Annotated in this window: 19 protein-coding genes; 1 reads left to right on the forward strand and 18 read right to left on the reverse strand. The window is 56.1% G+C overall.

The window, feature by feature from the left end; translation table 11 throughout:
- Positions 1-66: 66 nt before the first annotated feature.
- The 13 genes from pknB to MHH78_RS22525 all read right to left on the reverse strand — a co-directional run bounded on the left by pknB (position 67) and on the right by MHH78_RS22525 (position 15,325).
- Entirely contained in the window at positions 67-2,319 is a 2,253-nt protein-coding gene (gene pknB, locus MHH78_RS22465) for a Stk1 family PASTA domain-containing Ser/Thr kinase (RefSeq protein ID WP_341168857.1), read from the reverse strand.
- Positions 2,316-3,092 (reverse strand): Stp1/IreP family PP2C-type Ser/Thr phosphatase, encoded by a 777-nt coding sequence (locus MHH78_RS22470; RefSeq protein ID WP_036729396.1) that lies wholly within the window; start codon positions 3,090-3,092, stop codon positions 2,316-2,318. The genes pknB and MHH78_RS22470 overlap by 4 nt, the downstream gene beginning before the upstream one ends.
- 6 nt (positions 3,093-3,098) lie before the next feature.
- Entirely contained in the window at positions 3,099-4,139 is a 1,041-nt protein-coding gene (gene rlmN / locus MHH78_RS22475) for a 23S rRNA (adenine(2503)-C(2))-methyltransferase RlmN (RefSeq protein ID WP_036729399.1), read from the reverse strand.
- Between the two features lie 152 nt (positions 4,140-4,291).
- Positions 4,292-5,779: a 16S rRNA (cytosine(967)-C(5))-methyltransferase RsmB gene (rsmB, locus tag MHH78_RS22480; protein ID WP_341168858.1), complete on the reverse strand. Its 1,488-nt coding sequence runs from the start codon at positions 5,777-5,779 to the stop codon at positions 4,292-4,294.
- Complete coding sequence (fmt, locus tag MHH78_RS22485; protein WP_341168859.1) at positions 5,776-6,717, reverse strand: methionyl-tRNA formyltransferase; 942 nt, start codon at positions 6,715-6,717, stop codon at positions 5,776-5,778. Before fmt ends, rsmB begins: the two co-directional genes overlap by 4 nt.
- A 5-nt stretch (positions 6,718-6,722) precedes the next feature.
- Positions 6,723-7,208 (reverse strand): peptide deformylase, encoded by a 486-nt coding sequence (gene def, locus MHH78_RS22490; RefSeq protein WP_036694508.1) that lies wholly within the window; start codon positions 7,206-7,208, stop codon positions 6,723-6,725.
- A gap of 121 nt (positions 7,209-7,329) precedes the next feature.
- The gene (priA, locus tag MHH78_RS22495; RefSeq protein ID WP_341168860.1) at positions 7,330-9,861 is read right to left on the reverse strand and encodes a primosomal protein N'; all 2,532 of its coding nucleotides are present in this window, start codon (positions 9,859-9,861) and stop codon (positions 7,330-7,332) included.
- The gene (coaBC, locus tag MHH78_RS22500) at positions 9,861-11,093 is read right to left on the reverse strand and encodes a bifunctional phosphopantothenoylcysteine decarboxylase/phosphopantothenate--cysteine ligase CoaBC (protein WP_339256037.1); all 1,233 of its coding nucleotides are present in this window, start codon (positions 11,091-11,093) and stop codon (positions 9,861-9,863) included. Before coaBC ends, priA begins: the two co-directional genes overlap by 1 nt.
- A gap of 271 nt (positions 11,094-11,364) precedes the next feature.
- Entirely contained in the window at positions 11,365-11,565 is a 201-nt protein-coding gene (rpoZ, locus tag MHH78_RS22505) for a DNA-directed RNA polymerase subunit omega (RefSeq protein ID WP_076074388.1), read from the reverse strand.
- Positions 11,566-11,620: 55 nt separating this feature from the next.
- Positions 11,621-12,190: a guanylate kinase gene (gene gmk, locus MHH78_RS22510; RefSeq protein ID WP_341168861.1), complete on the reverse strand. Its 570-nt coding sequence runs from the start codon at positions 12,188-12,190 to the stop codon at positions 11,621-11,623.
- A gap of 18 nt (positions 12,191-12,208) precedes the next feature.
- On the reverse strand, positions 12,209-12,469 hold the full coding sequence (gene remA / locus MHH78_RS22515; RefSeq protein ID WP_006209218.1) for an extracellular matrix/biofilm regulator RemA: 261 nt from the start codon (positions 12,467-12,469) through the stop codon (positions 12,209-12,211).
- A gap of 52 nt (positions 12,470-12,521) precedes the next feature.
- Positions 12,522-13,412 (reverse strand): YicC/YloC family endoribonuclease, encoded by an 891-nt coding sequence (locus tag MHH78_RS22520; protein WP_340941330.1) that lies wholly within the window; start codon positions 13,410-13,412, stop codon positions 12,522-12,524.
- Positions 13,413-13,450: 38 nt separating this feature from the next.
- Positions 13,451-15,325 carry a bifunctional homocysteine S-methyltransferase/methylenetetrahydrofolate reductase gene (locus MHH78_RS22525; protein ID WP_341168862.1) on the reverse strand — a complete coding sequence of 625 codons (1,875 nt, stop codon included), beginning with the start codon at positions 15,323-15,325 and terminating at the stop codon, positions 13,451-13,453.
- 168 nt (positions 15,326-15,493) lie between these two features.
- Between MHH78_RS22525 and MHH78_RS22530 the strand changes: the two genes are divergently transcribed.
- On the forward strand, positions 15,494-15,751 hold the full coding sequence (locus MHH78_RS22530) for a hypothetical protein (RefSeq protein ID WP_076074380.1): 258 nt from the start codon (positions 15,494-15,496) through the stop codon (positions 15,749-15,751).
- Here the strand turns inward: MHH78_RS22530 and MHH78_RS22535 are convergent.
- From MHH78_RS22535 to MHH78_RS22555, 5 genes are all read right to left on the reverse strand, one after another.
- Complete coding sequence (locus tag MHH78_RS22535; RefSeq protein WP_076074377.1) at positions 15,724-16,824, reverse strand: GerAB/ArcD/ProY family transporter; 1,101 nt, start codon at positions 16,822-16,824, stop codon at positions 15,724-15,726. The two genes, MHH78_RS22530 and MHH78_RS22535, sit on opposite strands and share 28 nt — an antisense overlap.
- Positions 16,825-16,864: 40 nt before the next feature.
- The gene (locus tag MHH78_RS22540; protein ID WP_341168863.1) at positions 16,865-18,070 is read right to left on the reverse strand and encodes a Ger(x)C family spore germination protein; all 1,206 of its coding nucleotides are present in this window, start codon (positions 18,068-18,070) and stop codon (positions 16,865-16,867) included.
- Positions 18,060-19,733, reverse strand: coding sequence for a spore germination protein (locus MHH78_RS22545; protein WP_341168864.1), 1,674 nt, complete (start codon positions 19,731-19,733; stop codon positions 18,060-18,062). Before MHH78_RS22545 ends, MHH78_RS22540 begins: the two co-directional genes overlap by 11 nt.
- Positions 19,734-19,890: 157 nt before the next feature.
- Positions 19,891-20,727, reverse strand: a complete 837-nt coding sequence (gene dapF / locus MHH78_RS22550; RefSeq protein WP_341168865.1) for a diaminopimelate epimerase — start codon at positions 20,725-20,727, stop codon at positions 19,891-19,893.
- A 115-nt stretch (positions 20,728-20,842) separates the two neighbouring features.
- Positions 20,843-23,653: a calcium-translocating P-type ATPase, SERCA-type gene (locus tag MHH78_RS22555; protein ID WP_341168866.1), complete on the reverse strand. Its 2,811-nt coding sequence runs from the start codon at positions 23,651-23,653 to the stop codon at positions 20,843-20,845.
- Between the last annotated feature and the right edge of the window lie 65 nt (positions 23,654-23,718).

Here is a 23,718-nt window from a genome sequence, read left to right on the forward strand (position 1 = left end):
GGTCATTTCGCTGCTTCAGCCCTGCCCGTATTCCCGGCAGCCCGGCTGAAGCTTATCTCTGTTCTATTATTTATGGCCTTTATCTTTGCCTGGCTTGTTGTCAGAGCCCTTACCGTTAGCTTTTCCCTTGCTGAGGGCGGAAGCCAGCTCATTGTTATTCTGTCCGTCACCCGGAACATAACCCGTCTGGTCCGTCTCGCCCGTCACCTCTCCTTCTCCAGTGTCCGGCGGAATAATCGCCGGCTCTGCTGTCGGCTCGGGAGCCGGAGTCTCAGTAGGCTGAACAGGCTCGGTAGGAGCAACTGTCGGTGCAGGCGTCTGTGTCTCCACCGGAGGCGGTTCAGGCTGCTGCACCGTGTTATTCTTGACATCGACATAAGTGATCGGATAAGTCTCCAGGAACTCCCCGTCCCGGTATACTGATACCATACCATCTTTGTTAGGGGCAAGCAGCATGTTCACGGATAAGATCTGGCTTTTGCCAATCGTGCGGGTGCCCCACTCCTGGTTCTCGCCTCCGTTGCGCGCATCGGCAAACACAATACGGATCTTGCTCTTCTTGCCCTCCGCAGCCGGTGATACTGGAACATTGAACGTAAATTCCAGAGCTTCCGGGGGATACCCTGTGCTGATGTAGATCGTAATCTTCTCGCCTGGAGGGACCAGATCCCCTGCCTCATAGGCCCACTGCTTCGTAACCTCACCCTTCTTGTAAGTGAAGCTTGGCTCTTCCTTGACCGCATCCAGCACTAGACCTACACTCTCCAGCGCAGCCTTGGCTTCCTTCTCCGTCTTCCCGATGAGATCCGGCATTTGGGTGCTTTCTTTACCTTTGCTCACGATTAGCTTGATAGTTACCGTATCAGGATCATATTCAGTGTCTGCGGCAGGCTCAGAGCTAATGACCTTACCCTTGGCAAATTCCTCACTGAAGCGTTCATCAGGAGTGATTCTGCTCTGGGCTATGCCAAGCGCGATCAACTCCTTGACGGCATCGTCATAACTCAGGTTAGAGACATCCTTAAGCTTCGGAAGCACCTTGGCGGCACTTACCGTCAGAATAATATGAGTTCCTTCTTTGACCATCGTATTGGTCTTGTTCTGCTTCCAGACAATATTCTCTTCGAAATTAGGATTATACTCAACCAGCGCGGGCTCCTCGGCAAACAGCCCCACAGCCTCAAGCTCAGCCTTGGCCTCCTGGAAGGTCTTCCCCGTCACCGCAGGCACCGAAACTTCATCAACCGACAGCTTGGAATTGACATACCAGACAATTCCGGACATGGCGATTAACACGACCAGCGTAAGGCTGATCCACAGCGCTGCACGGCCCTTGCGCTTCACAGCAGCAGGCGGCGGAGCTTCCTCCATACTGCGGATTCGCTCCTCTCCGCCGCCACGGCTGCTTAGCCCGCGCTGCAGCGGCTTGATCGCCGGAATGATGCGTGTTCTGTCCTCATCATCATCGTCCTGGAACAGCATCTTGGCTTCGCTGCGCCGTTCAGGCAGCAGACAGGTCTCCAGATCCTGCAGCATTTGCTTGGCCGACTGGTAGCGCTCCTCCGGGTTCTTGCGCATCGACTTCAGGATTACATTCTCCACGCTTTGCGGAATCAGCGGATTCAGCAGTCGCGGCTCCTCGAATTCCTCCTGCAGATGCTTCAGCGCCACGCTGATCGGACTCTCCCCTAAGAAAGGCAATACACCCGTAAGCATCTGATACAGTACGATGCCCAGGGAGTAGAGGTCCGACTTCTCGCCTGTAGTTACGCCCTTGGCATGCTCCGGCGAGAAATAATGCACGGAACCGACCACAGACCCCGTCTGGGTAATCGTAGTGGACGTAACCGCCCGGGCGATCCCGAAGTCGGTAACCTTAACCCGCCCGTTACGTCCAATCAGAATATTATGAGGCTTAATATCGCGGTGAATAATCTGGTTCATATGCGCATGATCCAGCGCATCACAAATCTGCGAGGCAATCCGCACGGATTCATCCACCTGCATCGGTGCCCGCTCTTTGATAATCTCATTCAGGTTCTTGCCTTCAATATATTCCATAACGATATAATGGACTTCATCTTCCTGGCCGACATCGTATATGCTGACTACGTTGGGATGAGATAATGATGCAGCTGATTGCGCCTCCCGCCGGAACCGGCGGATGAATTCCTCATCATGCACAAATTGATTGCGCAGTACTTTGATAGCAACATTCCGGTTAAGCAGAATATCATGGGCTCTATAGACAAGCGCCATGCCTCCTCCGCCGATCCGTTCGATGACTTGGTAACGGCCGCCCAATTCGTGACCGATCATCTTTCCCACTCCTTTGTCTCGGGCACTGCGGCCTCTCCTTGGTGTTCCAGCATAGCAACGCTTATATTATCGCTGCCGCCCGCAAGCAATGCCAGTTGAAGTAATCGCTCTGCTCTTTCTTCCAGAGATATTTCATTGATTCCGGCTACCTTGCCCAGATGCTCCAGACTGACATAATTGCTGAGTCCATCACTGCACAGCAGCAGGAGCTCACCAATTGCAAGCGTAACATATGCCAGATCCGCGGATACCACTGTATCCGTCCCCAGCGCCCTGGTAAGCACATTGCGGCGCGGATGATTATCCAGCTCCTCCAGACTGATCTGGCCGTTCCTGAACAGCTCATTCACCAGCGTATGGTCCTCGGTTAGCTGCCTGGCTTCACCGTCCCGGATCAGATAAGCCCTGCTGTCTCCGATATGGCCGATATAGCCTGCCGACCCTTTCAGCAGTGCAGCAACGATGGTGGTCCCCATATTATGGAGCTTCTCATCGCTCTGAGCTTCTCTGTGAACTGTGTTATTGGCTTCCATGATGGCGGTAGTCAGCGCTTCCTTCAGCTCTGCCTCCGGGAGATCAGGCTCCAGCTGATCCAGAATACCCCTGACCGTCTCAAGTGCAAGCCTGCTCGCGGTATCGCCAGCCAGATGCCCCCCCATCCCGTCGGCAATAATGCCGAGGGTATAACCGTGGCGCGTAGCGCCGATCCAGACTGAATCCTCATTGACGGTACGTACCCGGCCAATGTCGCTGGCTTGAACTGTTCTGATCAAATATCCTCACCCCAACTCCATATGTTTGGCGCGCAGCTGTCCGCATGCGGCCGCAATATCATGGCCTTGCTCACGGCGGATGGTAACATTCACGCCATGATCGGCCAGTATACGCTGAAATTCAAAGATATCATTGCGGGAAGTCCGGACATACTTGCGCTCAGGCACATGATTGACCGGAATCAGGTTCACATGGCAGAGCATGGTCTTGAGCACACCCGCCAGCTCCTCTGCATGCTCCTTCTGATCATTCACGCCGCCGATCAAGGCGTACTCGAAGCTGATCCGGCGGCCTGTCTTAGCCTGATAGTAGCGCAGGGACTCGATTACATCGTCGAACGGATAACGGCGGTTCACCGGCATCAGCTTGGAACGGAGCGTATCGTTAGGAGCGTGAATCGAGATCGCCAGATTAATCTGTGTATCTTCATCCGCGAATTTGTAGATGTTCGGCACAATTCCGCTGGTGGATACTGTGATATGGCGCTGGCCAATATTCAGGCCCTTCTCATGGATCATCAGACGCAGGAATCTCATGGTTGCATCATAGTTCTCGAAGGGTTCGCCTGTACCCATAATGACAATGCTGCTTACACGTTCGCCGCGCGCATCAAGGATCTGCTGGGAACGGACAACCTGGGCAACGATCTCCCCTGCAGTCAGGTCCCGCTTGAGTCCGCCAAGGGTAGATGCACAGAAGGTACAGCCGATCCGGCAGCCTACCTGGGTGGTCACACACACGCTGTTGCCGTAATTATGCTTCATAATAACTGTCTCAATCGCATGATCATCATGCAGACCGAACAGGAATTTCACGGTGCCGTCCTTGGACTCCAGCTTCGTAATCTCGGTGAGTGCCGAAATACTGAACTGATCAACCAGCTTGGCTCTGAGTGCCTTGGAGAGGTTGCTCATGGATTCGAAGTCATTGACCCGCTTCACATACAGCCAGTCAAAGATCTGCCCGCCGCGAAAAGCCGGCTCTCCATTGTCCTTGGCCCATTGCTGCAACTCTTCTAAAGAAAAATCATATATTAAAGGTTTCATTGTATTTTTGCACCTGTGCTTTCATAAATTATATGCGTATTGTTTCTCATTCTTCCTATTTTAACACAAAACTCAGAACCGGTAAAAGAAAAGCCCGCCGCGCGGAGGAATCTGCGGGCGGGAAGCTGTAGTCCTGAAGCACAATCACTATATTACAAGAGTCGCTCCAGCCGGGCAATATAGAAGCCGTCGCTGCCATAATGATGCGGGAGCAGCTGCATGCCGTCACCGGCAGCAAGCGCGGTTCCCTTCAGCCGCTCCCAGACGGCTGACTTGAAGCTGACCTGCGCGAAGCCGGGATTGCGCTCCAGGAAAGCAGCGACAACCCGGCTGTTCTCCGCCTGCTCGGTAGTACAAGTGCTGTAGACCAGCACGCCTCCCGGCTTGAGCAGCCCGGAGACCGATTGCAGCAGCTCAAGCTGCAACGCAGCTACGCTTGCAATATCCTCCGGCTGCTTGCGCCATTTCAAGTCAGGCTTGCGGCGGATGACCCCAAGCCCCGAGCAAGGAGCGTCCAGCAGAATCCGGTCATAGGATTCCGGCTGGAGGGCTGCACCCAGTTCCAGGGCATCCCCGCTTGCGGTGGTAATGCATTCCAGGCCGAGGCGTGCTGCCTGCTCGGCAATCAGCCCCGCTTTATGCTCATGCAGATCATTGGCCAATATGGAGCCTTCGTCCTTCATCAGCTCGCCCATATGGGCACTTTTGCCGCCGGGGGCTGCGCAACAGTCCAGCACCTTCATTCCGGCTTCTGGAGCGACAACCTCGGCTACCAGCATCGAGCTCTCATCCTGAACGGACAGATAACCGTCCCGGTACCAGGAGGTCAGCGCCAGATTGCCGCCGCCTCTGATAACCAGCCCGGCAGGACTCACCTTCGATTCTGCGGCATCCAGACCGGCTTCAAGCAGTTCTGCCAGCATGGCCTCCCGGCTAATCATTGTTGTATTGACACGAACACTGACTGCGGGCGGCTCATTATTCGCCGCACACATGGCTTCTGCCGTATCCGGGCCGTATTCCGCCGACCAGCGCTGCACCATCCACAGAGGATGGGAGTGCAGGATGGAGATCCGCTCTTCCCGGCTCAGCCCCTCAGGCAAGACCGGCAGATCTCCGGCCCGCAGCACACTGCGCAGCACGCCATTGACCATTCCCGAGATGCCCTGATGGCCGCGTCTCTTGGAGATATTCACAGCCTCGTTAACAACTGCATGCGAAGGCACACGGTCCAGATACATGATCTGGTACAGGCTTAGCCGCAGCAGGCTCCTTACCCAGGGCAGCAGCTTGGCCATCCCTTTGCTGACGAAGCTGCTGAGGACATAATCGAGGGTAATCATCCGTGAGAGGGTTCCGTACACCAGCTCTGTAGCAAGTCCCGTATCCTCCCGGCTGAGGTCCGCTTTCTGGAGGCTGCTTCCCAGCAGCAGGTTGCTGTAAGCACCCTGTTGCTCTACGCGCACCAGAATATCAAGAGCAACCTCACGCGCAGAAGCTGGCGCAGCAGGCTTGCCGCCCGGCCGATTCCGGCCCGCTCCGCCAGTTCTGCCGGAGGCAGGCTTTGTGCCGGAAGCCGCAGGCTGATTGCCGGAAGTACGCGGACGCGGTCCGCCGCCTCCCTTACCGCCCGCGCTCAACCGAGCACCGTGCCGGGTGCGAGGGTTGCACCACGGCTGAAGTCGGCTGCGCTCATGGCTTTTTTGCCGGCAGGCTGGACGCTTGTAAGCCGAAGCGTCCCGTCACCGGTCCTCACCTCAACGCCGCGTTCGCTCACGGACAGCACGGTGCCCGGAGCCGCGCTACCGCCCGGCTGTTCCTCCGCCTGCGGCTTCACCGCTGCCCATGCCTTGAAGGTCTCGCCGTTCCACAGGGTGAACGCACCCGAGAACGGCACCAGGCCGCGAATCTGGTTGTATAGCTCCAGCGAGCCCCGGCTCCAGTCGATCCGTTCATCTTCCCGGTTTAGATTCGGCGCATAGGTTGCTTCACTGTCATCCTGCACGGCAGCTTCTACACGGCCGGCTGCCAGTCGCGGCATCTCTGCCTTGAGGAGCTCCCGTCCGGCCACGCTTAGCTTCTCGAACAGCGTGCCTGAAGTATCGTCATCCTCTATCGCTACCTCCACCCGCGAGATCATATCTCCGGTGTCCAATCCTTCCGCCATATACATCAGTGTTACACCGGTCACCTTCTCGCCGTTCATGATACAGCGCTGTATCGGAGCACCGCCCCGGTACTTGGGCAGCAGTGAGCCATGAACATTCACACATCCGTTCGCCGGCAGCTCCAGAACGCTCTTCGGAAGAATCTGTCCATAAGCGGCGGTAACAATCAGATCCGGCTCATAGGCAGCCAGCTCAGCCACCGATTCAGGGCGGCGCAGCCGTTCGGGCTGAAGGACCGGCAGTCCCAGCTCCAGAGCAGCCGCCTTCACCGGGGATGGGGCCAGCGTCTTCTTGCGGCCTTGCGGCCGGTCCGGCTGAGTCACCACAGCCACTACCTCATAGCCCTCTTCCAGCAGCATCCACAGGGAGGGGACTGCAAAGGCCGGTGTTCCCATGAACACTATTCTCATTTCATTCACTCCTCAGTTTCACTGCGTTCTGCTGTGTATTCATAGACCTTCTCAGCAATGTCTGTGAACAGCACGCCATTCAGGTGGTCGATCTCATGCTGAAAAGCCCGGGCCAGCAGGCCGCTTCCGGTAATGGTCACTTCCTCGCCCTCGCGGTTCAGGCCACGTACAGTTACTGTCTCCGCACGGCGGACATCCCCGTTCAGGCCAGGAATACTCAGGCAGCCTTCGGGTCCGAACTGCTCCCCGTCCATACTGAGAATCTCGGGATTGATCAGCTTGATCAATCCATGCTCCTCATCGGCATCGATTACAATCAGCCGTTTCAGAATTCCTACCTGCGGGGCTGCGAGACCTACGCCTTCCGCGTCATACATCGTATCTGCCATATCATCGAGCAGTTTTTGTACATTGGGGGTAACGGTGGTTACCGTCTTCGCTTTTTTGTGCAATACTTCATCCGGTTCTTTCACAATCAGCCTGATTGCCATTTACACTAACACCATCCTTGTTCAAATATAAGAATGTATAGTTTCTCGCTATACATTATCCTTCTATTTCTCGCCGAAACGGCAGGGCAAAACCGCCTTACCATTGTAACACGCCCGAGAATTACATCAACATCTGCGGATCGACATCGATGCTGATCTGCAGCTCCTTATCACGGACAGAATCCTCCAGCTCCTCCGCCACCTGGCGGGCCAGCGCAATGGCGTCAATCGCACCGCGCCATTTGATAATACACTGGAACCGGTAACGCCCCTTCAGCCGGGGCAGCGGCGAGGCCACCGGTCCCAGCAGATCCAGCGCATCCGAGGAGAGCTTGTCCAGACTGCCGTACCAGCGCAGCTGTCTGGCTTTGCCCTGAATGCTGAGCGCATAGTTCTCCGCAAGCTTCAGCAGCAGCGGAAGCTGCTCATGCGACAGGGTGACCAGAATCAGACGGCAATAGGGCGGGTAATGCAGCTCTTTGCGGTGCTTCAGCTCATCCCGGACGAATGAACGGTAATCATGCCCGCTGGCATGGATAATCGAATAATGCTCCGGTGTATACGACTGGACCACCACCTCGCCGGGGAGCTGATGCCGGCCCGCGCGGCCGGCAACCTGCGTCAAGAGCTGAAAGGTCTTCTCCGCCGCCCGGAAATCAGGCAGATTGAGTGCAGAATCCGCAGTAATGACCCCAACCAGCGTTACATCGGGGAAGTCGAGACCTTTAGCAACCATCTGTGTGCCCAGCAGCACATCGGCCTTCTTGTCCCTGAACTGGTTCAGGAGCTTCTCATGCGAGCCCTTCTCCGTGGTCGTGTCCACATCCATACGTATAACCCGGATACCGGGGAACAGCTTGCCCAGTTCTTCCTCTACCCTTTGTGTGCCTGTCCCGAAGAAGCGGATATGCTCACTGCCGCATTCCGGGCACAGCTTGGGCGCAGGTTCTGCATGCCCACAGTAATGGCAGCGCAGATTGTCGCTTCGGCTGTGATAGGTCAGCGAGATATCGCATTCCGGGCAGCCGGCAACGTAGCCGCAGCTCCGGCACATGACGAAGGTCGAGAAGCCTCTGCGGTTGAGCAGCAGCACTGTCTGTTCGCCACGCTCCAGCCTGCTCACCAGAGCGGCATGCAGACTGCGGCTGAACATGGAGCGGTTACCTTCCTTCAGCTCCTCACGCATGTCAACGACAGCCACCTTCGGCAGCTCGTTGCCCAGTGCGCGGCTCGGCATCTCCAGCAGAATCGGCGAGAAGTGGATGTCACTCTGCGATCTGGCGGCATGATAGCTCTCCAGTGATGGTGTTGCAGAGCCCAGAATCACCACGGCCCCGCCCTGCTCTGCCCTGCGGACAGCCACATCACGGGCATGGTATTTCGGATTCTCCTCCTGCTTATATGATCCTTCATGCTCTTCATCCATAATAATCAGACCCAGATTGCCGAACGGGGCAAACACCGCAGAGCGCGCTCCTACCGCAACCATCGCCTTGCCTTCGCGGATCTTGCGCCACTCGTCATAACGTTCGCCCACAGACAGCCGGCTGTGCATCACCGCCACCCCGCTGCCGAACCGGCCCTTGAACCGTTCCACCATCTGCGGAGTCAGTGCAATCTCAGGCACCAGCACCACTGCCTGCCGACCCTGCTCAATGCAGCGCTGGATCGTCTGCAGATAGATTTCCGTCTTCCCGCTGCCGGTCACCCCGTGCAGCAGGAAGACTTCATGCGTCTGCTGCTCAACAGTGCCCACAATCCGCTTGTAGACAAACTCCTGCTCCGCTGTCAGCGGAAGCGGTGTGCTTGGCTTGAAGTCCCGTCCCCGGTAGGGGTCACGGTAGACTTCGATTTCGCTGATCTCTATATACCCTTTGTCCGCAAGCGTCTTGACCGTACCCGCAGTGACCTGAAGGATCGCCAGAATATCCTTGAGCGGCATCGGCAGCATGGCTTCCATATCAATCAGATAGGAGAGCACTTCCTTCTGGCGCGCTGAACGCGCAGGGAAGCTGGAGAGCGACTCCCGCGCTGCTGACAAGCCAATAGCCAGGTCAACGGCCTTGAGCTTCTTTTTGCCCATCTTATCCTTGATCGACTGGCTCTCTGCCAGGACTCCGCGCCGCACCATGAACTTAACCGTCTCCGCAGCCTCGGGGAAGGTACGGGTCAGCAGCTTCATCGATACTTCACTGTGACGCCTAACGAAGTCAATGATCTGCTGTTCTTCGTTGTCCGCCTCAAGAAAGAGCGGAAACAGCTCATCTGCGGGGGCACTGGACGCTTCCTCTGTATCTCCAAGCGAGATCAAACGCTCGGCTTTGCCCTTCAGGGCAGTCGGAAGCATCGCCTGCAGTGCGGAGATCCGTCTGCAGGCGTATCTTTGGCTCATCCAATCGGCCAGCTCAACCAGCTCCGGCGATAGGGGAGGAAGCAGATCCAGTACTTCTACAATCGGCTTCATCCGGGAGACACTGCCGGTCTCCCCTGATTCCAGGGACACTACGAACCCCTGGACCGTACGGGGGCCGAACGGAACAGCGACTCTGCTGCCCACTTCAATCCACAGCTTCAGAGCATCCGGGATAATATAGTCAAACGGCCGGTCGGTGCTGCGTACAGGAACATCGACAATGACCTTGGCAATATCCATTATAATAAGGCTCCGGCAACACGCTCAGCCGCCAGCCGCAGAATCCGGCGCGCCACCTCATCCTTGGAAGCCAGCGGAAGATCCAGCACCAGGCCTTCGGCATCATACACTTTGACGATGTTGGTATCCGTGCCGAATCCCGCACCCTCCATGGCCACATCATTGGCTACAATCAGATCGAGGTTCTTGCGGACCAGCTTGTCCTTGGCATAGACCTCGGCATTTCCGGTCTCGGCGGCAAAGCCGATCAGGAACTGCTTGTCTTTGATTCTGCCTAGGCTCTCCAGAATATCAGTCGTCTTCACCAGCTCAAGCGTCATAGTGCTGCCGCTCTTCTTAATCTTCGAGTCACTGCTCTCGCGTGGACGGTAATCCGCAACCGCCGCTGCTTTCACAAGAATATCGCAATGACTCCAGCGGGCCATGACTGCATCGTGCATCTCCTGTGCTGACTGGACGCGGACCAGATCGATACCGGCATCACGGGGCGGCGCCTCATCGGTACGTGCGGCAATTAGCGTCACCGCAGCACCCATGGCGCGCGCGGCGCGCGCGAGGGCGAAGCCCATTTTACCCGAGGAATCATTGGAGATATAACGGACAGGATCAATACGTTCTACCGTGCCTCCTGCGGTAATCACCACTTTTTTACCGGCAAGCGGTCCGGAGGTCTTCTCCTTCTGCAATACAAAAAAGTTCTCAACCACCTTCACGATCTCTTCCGGCTCCTCCAGCCGTCCCTTGCCCACATACCCGCAGGCCAGCAGCCCTTCACCGGGCTCAATAAACTGAACACCTCGGTTATAGAGGGTATCCATATTGCTGAGGACCGCCGGATGCTGATACATATGGACATTCATCGCCGGAGCTACCATAATAGGCGCTGTTGTAGCAAGCAGCGTGGTGGACAGCATGTCGTCTGCCAGCCCGTGGGCCATTTTGGCGATAATGTTGGCCGTAGCCGGCGCAATCAGGACCAGGTCGGCAGCGTCAGCCAGATCAATATGTGAAATCGAAGACGGGTCCCGCTCCTGGAACGTATCACTGTACACCCGCTGCTTCGACAATGACTGGAGCGTCAGCTCCGTAATGAACTGCTTGGCCGATGACGTCATAATGACATGCACCTCGGCGCCCTTCTGGGTAAGCTTGCTGGTCAGCGCCGCGGCCTTATACGCAGCAATTCCGCCGGTAATTCCGAGTATAATCGACTTCCCTTGTAGGCTCTTCAATCTGATCTCCCTCCGTTCCTCAATCTGCACCCATTCTATAACCTGCTATGAAAAGAAGAAATGAAAATCTTCATATTTACGGCTTCATTATGTCATATTTACGCTAAAAGAAGCCTGCGCTTCAATTGATTCTTATATATAGAGAAAAAAATAACAACCTTCCGGTTGTCAGGAACAGCCCGGTACGGGCCATTATCACTTCATTGTACAGCTTCAGCGGGCAGAAACGGCTGCGCCGCCCTTATTCAAGGGACGGCACCATTTCAGGGGACTATTCCTCGCCGCGCGTTACTATAATGCGGTCTTCATAGATTTCTTCAAGTGCAACCCCAACGAATTTGTGGGATTTCGGAGCGATGATATCGGTCTTTCCGCCTTCACGGAGTGCTCTGGCCCGGCGGGCTGAAGCGACTACCAGGGAATACTTGCTGTCGACCTTAGTCACCAGTTCGTCAATGGATGGATATAGCATGTAAGGCACCTCTTCATCTTTTACTGTGGATAATGTACCAATCCTGTAGAACCGATCATCTCACCTTACAATGTTCGGCGATAATAATACTTTCTATTCGCTTGCAGGCCAGATCAATCTCATCATTCACCACGGCATAATCATAGTGCCGGATCAGACCAATCTCATCCTCGGCCACAGACATGCGGTGGCTGATCACATCAGGATGCTCTGTGCCCCGGCCGCGTATGCGGTCCTTCAGCTCGTCCATGGACGGGGGAAGAAGGAACACAAAGATGCCTTCGGGGAATTTCTCCTTGACCTTGAGCGCTCCCTGAACCTCGATCTCCAGAATAATATCTCTTCCGCTCTCGAGAGTTCTCTCTACAAAGTCACGCGGAGTACCGTAATAATTGCCTACGTACTCCGCATATTCCAGCAGCTTGTCGCCTTCAATCATTTCATCGAACTGCTCTCTGGATTTGAAAAAATAATTGACTCCGTTCTCTTCACCCGCACGCGGTATGCGTGTGGTGGCAGAAACGGAATAGACGAGTTCGGGCATCCTCGGCCGCAGCGCTGTGCATACCGTGCCTTTGCCGACACCGGAAGGGCCGGATAGTATAATCAGCAATCCTTTTGACATAGTACACTCCATTTGTTGTTATTCATCGTTATCGTCGTCTTTGCTGGATAGGCGGTGAGCTACCGTCTCAGGCTGTACAGCCGAGAGAATCACATGGTCGCTGTCGGTAATAATGACAGCCCGCGTCCGCCTCCCGTAGGTGGCATCGATCAGCATATGCCTGTCTCTGGCCTCCTGGATAATTCTCTTAATCGGTGCCGATTCCGGGCTGACAATGGAAATAATGCGGTTCGCTGACACGATATTCCCAAAGCCGATGTTGATTAATTTGATTGCCATGTTCCGGTTGTTCCCCCCATAAGTAACATCATAGCTTGCTCCCTGGTTCCTGTCATTCCAGGTTCGCCGCCTGCTCCCGAATCTTCTCGAGCTCCGCCTTCATATCAAGCGTCAGATTCACAACCGCCAGATGACTGCACTTCGACCCTATTGTGTTGGTCTCCCTGTTCATCTCCTGGATGAGAAAATCAAGCTTGCGTCCGGCAGGCTCGCTGCCCAGCAGCAAGGCCCGGCACTGGCCGAAATGGCTGTGAAGCCGGGTCAGCTCCTCATCTATATTGCAGCGGTCGGCGAAAATAGCCATCTCCATGCCGAATTTATGCTCATCCCAGGGGAAGCTCCCATCATTCAGCAGGTTAAGCCGCTGCCGCAGCTTCTCGCGCTGCTCCTCTACAACCAGAGGCGCATATCTGCTGATTCCGGCATGCAGCTCTTCCAGACGGTCAAGTCTGCGCGTCAGATCGGCCGCCAAATAGGAGCCTTCCCGTCCGCGCATCTCCAGCAGGGCCTCCAGACTAAGCTGGAGACCCTGCTCCAGAAGATCTGCAAGTTCTCCGGAGGAGTCAGCAGCAGCCGTCTCTTCCTTCGGTTCCATTACACCGGGCATAGCAAGGATATCCCGCAGGGACAACTCTCCCTTGAAGCCATACTCCCGGACCAGTACCTCCGCTGCATCAAGATAGGAGCTCACCCTGCGGCGGTCCAGCACATGCGTGTCAGCCGCCCCGTCGGTGAGTTCTCTATTAATAATAACATCTACTCGTCCCCGTCTGATATGAGCCTGAACCATTCTGCGCAGCCTATCCTCATACCCCGTCCATTCCCTGGGCAACCGCAGCACAACTTCGCAGTACCGGTTATTCACCGATTTGACCTCGAACGTTATCTTGTGTCCGCCGTATTGCAGGGCTGACTGACCGTATCCGGTCATACTATATGACAACGGAATCACATCCATTACACTATTGTAATTGATTATTACTAGCGAAACAAGGGGGATAACTTACGTCCTTGCTTCTCCCAAATATACTCCAGCAGCTGCACGCTCATATCATAGAACATAAACGGCGTAATCAGATAGATTCCGTTAAAATGTGCAATCGCCGCATCCAGCAGCTCCTTGGCGATCAGCACCCCTTCGGCCCGGCCCGCCTCGCCTTCAAGTCCGGCCATCCGGCTGCGGACCTCGGCGGAGAGCTGAATGCCGGGAACCTCATTATGCAGATACTCTGCATTGCGTCCGCTGGCCAGCGGCATAATGCCGATGAAGATCGGAATATCCAGGTGCTCGGTAGCCTTGGCAATCCGGGCAATCAATTCAGGATCATACACGGGCTGGGTCATAATATAATCCGCACCCGAGGCAATCTTCTTCTCCAGGCGCTCGACCGCTTTGTCCAGATGCTTGACATTGGGATTGAACGCTGCGCCGATGACGAACTTCGCGTTCTGCTTGAGCGGCTTACCGGAGAAGGCCACGCCGTCATTGAGCTGCTTGATCATACGTATAATTTCAAATGAAGTCAGGTCATAGATCGAGCTTGAGCCGGGCAGATCCCCGAACCGGGCAGGATCTCCGGTCACGGCCAGCACATGGTCAATCCCCAGCGCGTCGAAGCCCATCAGATGCGACTGGGTGCCAATCAGATTGCGGTCACGGCAGGCAATATGCACCAGCGGCCGCAGGCCTGTGCGGGCCTGCACCAGATGCCCCAGCGCCATATTGCTCATCCGGGTGACAGCAAGTGAATTATCAGCCAGCGTCAGCGCATCGGCTCCGGCCCGGCGCAACGCCTCCGCCCCCTTCATGAACTTCGCGATGTCCAGATCGCGCGGAGGGTCAAGCTCTACGATCACAGTGTGGCGTTCCTTGACCAGATCGACAAGCGTCGGTTCGCCGCCTCCCTGTCCCCCGTCATCCGCCAGGTGCTCCTGCACCGCAATGCTCTCAGGCGCACTGAAGGCAGCAGGCTCAGGCAACGGCTCCACCACATAGCCCTTCAAGGCAGCGGAGATTTCAGCGATATGCTTAGGAGTGGTGCCGCAGCAGCCCCCGATAATCCGGCTGCCCATATCCGCGAACACCGGAGCCATCTGTCCGAAATATTCCGGTGAGGCGCCATAGCGGTACTGGCCGTCTACATAATCGGCTACGCCCGCATTCGGATAGATCGACACCGGCAGCGCCAGCTTGCCCTGCAGCGTACCCAGCGCACGCTTGATCCCGTTCGGTCCGGTGTTGCAGTTGAAGCCGATCACATCCGCTCCGTCCTGCTGCAGAATATGGAACGCTTCCGGCAGGGTTAATCCGTCCAGCGTCCGCGCCGAATCGTCCACAGCCAGCTGGCAAATTACCGGCAGCGGGCTGAGCTTACGCACAGCCTTCAGCGCCAGATGAAGCTCCTCGACATCATAGAAGGTCTCCAGCATGATCCCGTCCGGCGCTTCCTCCAGGAGTGCAGCAATCTGCTGCGAGAAGAATTTCTTCAGCTCGGCGGAGGACAGATTGGCCCGTTTGCCGGCGCGGATCGAGCCGATGGCTCCGACTACATAACCGTTCTCGCCGGCAGCCCGGCGGGCAATGCGGACCCCCGCACGGTTAATGTCCGCCACCTTGGCCTCCAGTCCGAACTTAGACAGCTTGTCGTAGTTCGCGGAGTAGGTATTACTCTCCAGCAGTACAGCACCTGCATTGATATAGCTCCGGTGCACATCCTCAATGACCTCCGGTGAGGTCAGATTCAATTCCTCGTAGGAGATGCCGACAGGGAAACCCTTTTGATACAAAAAAGTTCCCATCGCTCCGTCTCCGACCAACACGTTATTCTCCCATGCAGAGCGCAAATCCGGCTTCACCGCAAGAACCTCCCCTTACTGACAACATTAGTTTCATACTAATGTAACATAAATCGGGATGGATGATAAGCTTTAGCGGGCAAAAGAGGCGGCCGTCCGTTATTCTTGTATGCCAGTCCGGCAAATGATTCATACTACGCTTAATCTTGCCAGAAGGAGACTGTAGGAATGAAGAAAAAAATAAGAAAACTGCTGCTGCGCAAATATGCCGTAATTCTCCTGCTGTCGGCGCTCTCGCTGCTGTACCTGTACCTGCTGGACTTGATGTTAGGCTACGGCGCGGAGAATATCCGCTATATTCTGAATTATCTGCTCTATACTACCTCAGAGAAGCTGACTGCGGCTGTACTGGTGCTGCTGCTGATCGTGCCGGATGCCATCTATTGGGTGAGCGGCCGTCAGCCCGGCCGGGGAGCGGAGAAATGATCACGAACCGCCGTCACGATGACCAGCAGCACCGGAATGACTATCATTAAATAAGGATATACCCTGTACAGCAGGGTCCCGCCCTCATCGAGATGTTCAATGAAGCTGCGTGCATCCAGCATGGAGGTGAAGAGGATGATCAGTCCGCAGGGATAGAGCATTCTCCGGTACGGCAGCTTGAACAGGTCCGAGATTCCGATCAGCGCGGCAGCAAAGAAGACGGCCATTTTGAAAAACACCCCGATGATCAGCACCATAACCACAAAAATATCCACCCGCTGGATGATATCCGAAACGGAGATCTTGCTGATTGTCGGCATCAGCGGGAGCGGCGATCGCTCAACAATGTCAGCACCAAGAACCGAAACATTCAGCGCCATCGTGAAGCTGAGCAGCAGCGCGGAGAACACCATGGCGGCGGCGATGATCCACGGTCCTTTTTTGACACTGGACAAATACGGCATCAGCATAGTGAAGCACACCATCTCCCCGAACGGAAACATATAATTCTGATGAATCACCGAGCTAAGCACGGGCTGGAAGCCATTCTCCAGTACAGGCAGCAGTCTGTGCAGATTGATCGTACCGGAGAGTATCAGCATCACTGTCCCGAACAGGCCGATTCCCAGAACGACAAACGCGAATACAATGGACGTTCTGCTCAGCACCTCCACCCCCTTGTGCAGCACATAAGCTCCCGAGAGCAGCATCAGGGCACTTAGGATGAACAGCGGAGTATTATGCATGGTCGCCATTGCGAGCATGGTGCTGCCATCGCGCAGATCCCGGGCGGCCAGGTTTATGTAGAGAATAATATAGAGCAGGCCTACCGGTGCCCCGATATATTTTCCGAGAATTTGCCGTGTATAGGCTGTAAAAGGCTGGTCCGGGTGCTTGCGGTACAGATAAGCGTATCCCGTGAACATGATCAGCCCCGCCGCGCAGCCGAGCAGAATCGAGAGCCAGGCATCCCGCCCTGCCTCCATCCCCAGATTAACCACCAGCGCCGTGCCCAGCTCGAACAGCACCGTCAGGCTGAAGAATTCGCCGAGTCCGATTTTGACCTTACCCATATTCTGTGGACCTCCTCACCCGGTTACCCTACCGGCAGACTTAATGAATCTGAAAAGAGTTGCTGCGCATATCCGTATGCCGGATAACCACATCCGCATCGAACCGGATTTCACAGTCTGCGAATACATCCTCCCAGTGGTCCCTGACCTTCTTCCAGCCGTGTGGGTCCTGCCGCTGCAATGCCCGTCCAAAGCCGAGATAATCGCTGCCCAATTCTTTGGCGGTGCTTACCGCTGCTTGGATATGCTTCACACTTTCTTTTATAAGCCGTTCTGACAGCTCTTCCAGCACTTTAGGCGAGGTAAGATCGAGCGGATTCGGAGCTTCCTTGAGCGCTGCCTGCTGGGTGATCTTGACCGTAAAGACCGGATGCTCCGGGTCAGACGAATTGACCGCAAGCGACACCTGGGACTGATAGATATTGAAGGAGAGATAACTGCCCGCCTGCTGCTTAAGCAGAATTGGAAACTCTTTGATCCGATTATGCAAAAGAACGGTGCCGAGAGCAGCGTCACCCGTAAGCCAGCCCTTCAGCTTGTCATCCTTGAACGCCGCCAGGGAGGAGACTCTCAGGATCGACCGGGGTTCGATATTCTTCAGGCTGTCATTGCTGCCCGATGATGGAGTCCACTCCCCTCTGGTGTATACCCCGTTGATCACCGGACCGCCTCCTCTGATCTGAATCCCCCGGATCACATCATCCACGGCCATCCGGAAGTTATAGCCGAACTGCTTAGAGGTCGTCTCCAGCTTCTCCACGAGATCATTAGCCGGGATTTTGCTGAACACGGTCATTGTGGACATGATCTCACGCGCAGGCTGTCCCTTGGAGATGAAGATCAGACTGTTCAGCCGGGTATCGCTCTCCCGCTCCAGTACATCCAGAATGTCCTTGATGCCTTCGCGGGCGAACGCCTCCGAGATCACCAGCACCCGCACATGTCCCAGGGAGAGGAAGCGTGCCGTCTGGCGGGAAGCGTCTGCCAGTGCCTCGAACATCGTGCGGCCTGTTCCTGTGTACAGCGCAACCGGGGATATACCTCTGCTCTTCTCTCCGGAGATTTCCTCCGCCACAATCACTTGAAAGGACAGCTTGTACCGCTCAGCCTCAGAGTCGCCCTTGTCGATCGCTACCCCCGAGACAATCGCCCGCCGGTTGAGTTCAACACTGTCCCAGCAGCCGGTAAGCAGCAGCACTGGAAGGACAAAAAGTACACCTATGCCGCCTAAGATTCTATTCCTCACGCTTCTCCTCCTCAGTCCTGCTATTGCTATTCTTACGAATTAAAGGGGGGAGCTGCTCCTCATGACCGGTCGTTAGCAGCATGTAGTCCGGCATTTCCTCGCGCATCTGTGCCGGCGGCTTGTCCGCGCCGTTCAGCCAGAGCGGAAGTCTGAGCAACGTGTCCTTCTGCCCTTTAATGGAGAGGGGCACGAAGGGGAAGAGATAAGGAACACCGAAGGATCTCAGGCTGTTCATATGTGCTACAAGCAGAATCATGCCCAGCGTAATTCCATAGAAGCCGAATATACTGGCCAGGACCAGAAAAGCAAATCTTATAATTCTCCCGGCAATCGCCATGTTATACGCAGGAAGGGCAAAGCTGGCGATCCCGGTTAACGCCACTACGATGACCATGATGGGGGTAATAATTCCGGCCTCTACCACCGCCGTGCCCAGAATAAGCGCACCGACCACAGAGACCGTCTGCCCGATGGCGCGCGGCATGCGCACCCCGGCTTCACGCAGAATTTCAAAGGCCGTCTCCATCAAGAGCAGCTCCACAAATGCCGGGAAGGGTACATTCTCCCGCTGGGAGAGCAGATTAATCAGCAGCGTCGTCGGTATCATCTCATAATGATAGGTGGTCAGCGCGAGGTAGACCGAAGGGCCCAGAATCAGAACGATGAAGCTCAAATAACGGACCAGCCGCATCAATATGGCAATGTCGAACCGCTGGGAATAATCCTCTGCAGATTGAAAAAACTGCGTAAACACCGCCGGAAGAATCAGCACAAACGGCGTGCCGTCCACAATAATAACCACCCGGCCTTCGAGCAGATTACCCGCAGCCACATCCGGCCGTTCCGTGTTGTAGATGGTCGGGAACGGTGTGAACGTCTTATCCTGGATTAATTCCTCAATGTACCCGGATTCCAGAATCTCATTCAAGGCAATCTTGTTCAGACGCTCTCTGGCTTCGCGGATCAGATCCTCCCCCGCAATCCCTTTCATGTACATCAGCGCCACATGGGTATGGGTCTCGGAGCCGAGCTTCAAGACCTCCAGGCGCAGCTTGGCGGATTTGATTCTGCGGCGGATCAGCGAGATGTTCGTGGCCACCGACTCGACGAACCCGTCCTTCGGACCCCTGACCACGAGCTGGGAGGAAGGCTCACTGACCGCCCGCTGCTCTCCGCCTCTGGTTCCGCACAGTATCGCTGACCGGCAGCCCTCCAGCAGAATCGCTGTGTCCCCGGAGAGAATAGCGAGCATGATTTCCTTCCAATTCTCCTGGAGCTCCGCATCACCTATCACCATAGCACGGCTAAGGATCTGTTGCGGGAGCGAAGCTTGTTCGCGAGGACTGTCAGCGCCGCCAGCCGTGCTATCGAGGAACAGCTCCTCCGTATGATTCAGCAGCGAGCCCAGCACGAATTCATTCACGGAGGCGGAGTCCGCCAGCCCGCTCAGATGAATAGCAGCCGCTTCCAGCCGGCGTTCTCCCCCGATCTGGATTCTGCGGATAAGGAGATCTGGACTGCCGCCAAGCTCCGTCTGAATGTGGAGCAGACTTTGGGCGACCGTATCCGCGAGGCCCAGGGCAATACCACCCTCAGGTTGTCCCGGTCCCGGTGCAGTATCTGCTCCCGCATTCTGTACTTTTCGGTTGGACCCTGACTTCATCTCCGCTCCTCCTCCCTGATTCTATGCAGAGTTCTATTATTCGCGGATATGCCTGCCATTATTCGGCTGCCTTTCCACACTCGTCCTGTTCCTCTTAAACAACACAACAAATCCCCTGCATCTGGGATGCAGGGGATTGCAAATAGTGATATGGGAATCAGATATCGACTGAGCCGGTGTATACCACCTGCGCAGGGCCAGTCATATACACATGATTATCGTCCTCGTTCCATTCGATGAACAAGTCGCCGCCCTTCAGGCTGATAACCGCCGAGCGGTCCGTCACTCCGTTCAGCACGGAGGAGACCAGGGTCGCGCAGGCACCTGTGCCGCAGGCCAGGGTTGGACCGGCACCGCGTTCCCAGACGCGCATGTCCACGTGGCCGCGGTTGACGACGGTGGCGAACTCTACGTTTACTTTACGCGGGAAGAGCGGATGAACCTCAAGCTTCGGTCCCCAGGTTGCGAGATCGAACGATACCGCATCGTCCACATAAATGACTGCATGCGGATTCCCCATGGAGACTGCGGTGAATCTGAACGCTGTGCCGTCCGCTTCAATCGGCTGGTCGAGCACAGGCTCTGCGTCGATTGCTACAGGAATCTGCGGTCCGGACAGGACCGGCTCACCCATATCCACCGTTACGCTCTCCACGATCCCGTCCTTCACCTTCAGGGAGACCTTCTGTTCTCCGGCGCCAATCGTCTCAATGACAATCTGCTCCGATTCCACCAGACCATGCTCATATACATATTTGGATACACAGCGGATCGCATTGCCGCATTGCTCAGCCTCGGAGCCATCGGAGTTCATGATACGCATCATGTAGTCGCCGCGCTGCGAAGGAAGAATGTACACCAGTCCGTCTGCGCCGATGCCGAAGAACCGGTTGCACAGCGTAACCGCCAGCTCCGGGGCATTGCCCGGAAGCTCATCCTCGCCGAATACGATAATAAAATCATTACCCAAACCGTGCATTTTAGTAAATTCCATTGTCAGGTCCACTCCTATAAGTAAGATCAGCTGTTTCCACATTCCTGGTTCATCATAAACCAAGCTTCTCAGTGAAACCAGCATACCTTATAGGAGTGGAGTGAGGCTATTGATTTTATGCTGAAAACTTTGTACTTTTTATCATCTGCCGTCCACCGCTGCGACTGCGGTTCTTCTTGCCGCCCCAGACGCTGCCCGCTCCCATCAGGAAGGTCGGGATTCCGGCCATGACCAGCACCAGGCACCATTCACGGAAGCTGAGCGGAACGGTCTTGAACACCGGCTGAAGCACAGGGAGGTACATTACAGCCAGCATTAAGAGGACAGAGGACAGGACAGCCAGGACCAGATATCTGTTCTGGAACGGATTCCGGTAGAAGACCGAGCGCGAGCTGCGGCAGTCGAACACATGAATGAGCTGGGCCATCACAAGGGTGGCAAAAGCAACCGACTGCGCGCGGATCAATTGCTGCGCGCTGCCTGGATCAATCCGCAGCGTCAGCCAGAAGGCGGCCAGGGTACAAAGTCCGATCAGCAGCCCGCGGCTGACAATCTTCCAGCCCAGGCGGCGGGCAAAGATATTCTCCTTCGCCCCGCGCGGCTTGTGCTCCATCAGATCCTTCTCCGGCTGGTCTACGCCCAGCGCCATTGCGGGCAAGCCGTCTGTAACCAGATTGACCCACAGAATCTGGATCGGAACCAGCGGCAGCGGCAGCCCGAGCATCATGGCGAAGAACATGGTCAGAATCTCGCCGACATTCGAAGCCAGCAGATACCGGATGAACTTGCGGATATTCTCATAGATATTCCGCCCCTCTTCAATGGCAGCCACAATGGTCGAGAAGTTATCGTCCCCCAGGACCAGGGCCGAAGCCTCCTTCGTCACATCCGTGCCGGTAATCCCCATCGAGATCCCGATATCGGCAGCCTTGATCGCAGGCGCATCGTTCACCCCATCGCCGGTCATCGCGACGACATGGCCGTGGCGCTGCAGCGACTTGACAATCCGCAGCTTATGCTCCGGCGACACCCGGGCGTAGACGAACACGCTGTCGGAGACCTTATCCAGCGCGTCATCGTCCATCCGGGTAAGCTGGCTGCCGGTCAGGACCGTGCCGCCGCGCTGTAGAATGCCGAGCTGATGGGCAATAGCCTCTGCCGTCGTCCCATGGTCGCCGGTAATCATCACTGTCTTGATGCCTGCCCGGCGGGTCACGCTGATCGCATCGCGCACTTCCTTGCGCGGCGGATCGATCATCCCGGCTAGACCCACGAAGACAAGCTGGCTTTCCGCTTCCTTCTCGCTGCCGGCCGTTTCTCCGCTCCGCAGATCGCGGTAAGCCATCCCGAGCACTCGCAATGCGCCTGAAGCCATCTGTTCATTGGCATCCAGCACCTTCTGGCGCAAGGTCGGCGTGCAGGGCACGACTCCGCCCTCCCACAGCATATACGTGCAGCAATTCAGGAGCACGTCAGGTGCTCCTTTGGTGCAGATCATCCGGCCGCCGGGGTGATTCACAACCACCGACATCAGCTTACGTTCGGAATCGAACGGAAACTCTGTCTCCCGGGTATAGGTTACGGCAAGCGCCTGGGCAGTTAGTCCCATTTTGGCAGACAAAGCGACCAGCGCACCTTCCGTAGGATCGCCCTTCAGTTCCCAGACCGGCTGGGCGTTAGCCCCTTTATCGGCCTCTGCGCCTTTGCCTTTCTTTTTGCTGCGCATGTCGGGGAAGCTCTCATAAATCTCTGCGTTGCTGCATAATGCACCCACCTGAAGCATGCGCCGGAGACTCTGGTCATTCTTCAGATCAACGGGCCGGCCTTTCTGGAGCACACTTCCTACCGGAGCATAACCTTCCCCTGATACCTCAAGGGTCCGTCCGGCGTTCCAGAGCTGGGTGACTGTCATTTTGTTCTGCGTCAAGGTTCCTGTCTTATCCGAGCAGATGACGGAGGCGCAGCCCAGCGTCTCTACCGAAGGCAGCTTGCGGACAATCGCCTTGCGCTTGATCATCCGCTGGACACCCAGCGCAAGAGCAATCGTCACAATGGCCGGAAGTCCTTCGGGAATAGCTGCCACCGCCAGACTCACTCCGGCCAGGAACATCGCCGTTGCCGGCTGACCATGCATAATTCCTGCCAGGACCACAACAATGGTCAGCCCCAGTGAGACGTAGATCAGTATCTTGCCGAGCTGCTCCAGACGGTGCTGCAGCGGGGTCTCCTGGGATTCGGTGTTCTGGATCAGATCGGCAATCTTGCCCATCTCGGTAGCCATACCGGTACGGATGACCACGGCCCGGCCGGTTCCCCGGGTCACCATCGTACCCATGAAGCCGATATTCTTCTGATCGCCCAGCGGGATGTCTTCAGCATAGATCGCCGAGGCATGCTTGGAGACCGGCAGCGACTCCCCTGTCAGCGCCGACTCTTCGGCATAGATGCTGCTGCACTGCAGCCAGCGGACATCTGCCGGTATCCGGTCCCCGCTCTCCAGCAGGACGATATCTCCAGGGACCAGCATTCTGGCGGGAAGCACCTCCTGCTTCCCGCCGCGCATCACTTTGGCCGTAGGCGCGGAGAGCTGCTTCAGTGCTCTTAACGAACGCTCGGCGCGGAACTCCTGCACGAATCCGAGTACCCCGTTAAGCAGAATAATCGCGATAATCGTAATGGCGTCTAAGTATTCGCCGAGCAGGCCGGATACCAGTGTCGCCCCCATCAGCACCAGTACCATGAAATCCTTGAACTGATTGAGCAGCAGCGTAAAAGGCGATACCCTTTTGCCCTCAGACAGCTCATTGTACCCGCTCTCTTTGCGTCTTGCGGCGGCGTCCTCGGCGCTTAGCCCCGTTCCCGGCTGAACGCCGAACATCTCCTGCAGCTCCTCTGCACCGAGCCGGTGCCAGCTTTTTTGTTCCATAACTAATCTTTCCCCTCCCGGTCGTTTCTTGACTTCCGGCGGCGCACAGCTTTTCCACCTGTTCA

Origin of the sequence: Paenibacillus sp. FSL H3-0333 (genome assembly GCF_038002805.1) — a bacterium.
GTDB classification, from domain to species: domain Bacteria; phylum Bacillota; class Bacilli; order Paenibacillales; family Paenibacillaceae; genus Paenibacillus_AQ; species Paenibacillus_AQ silagei.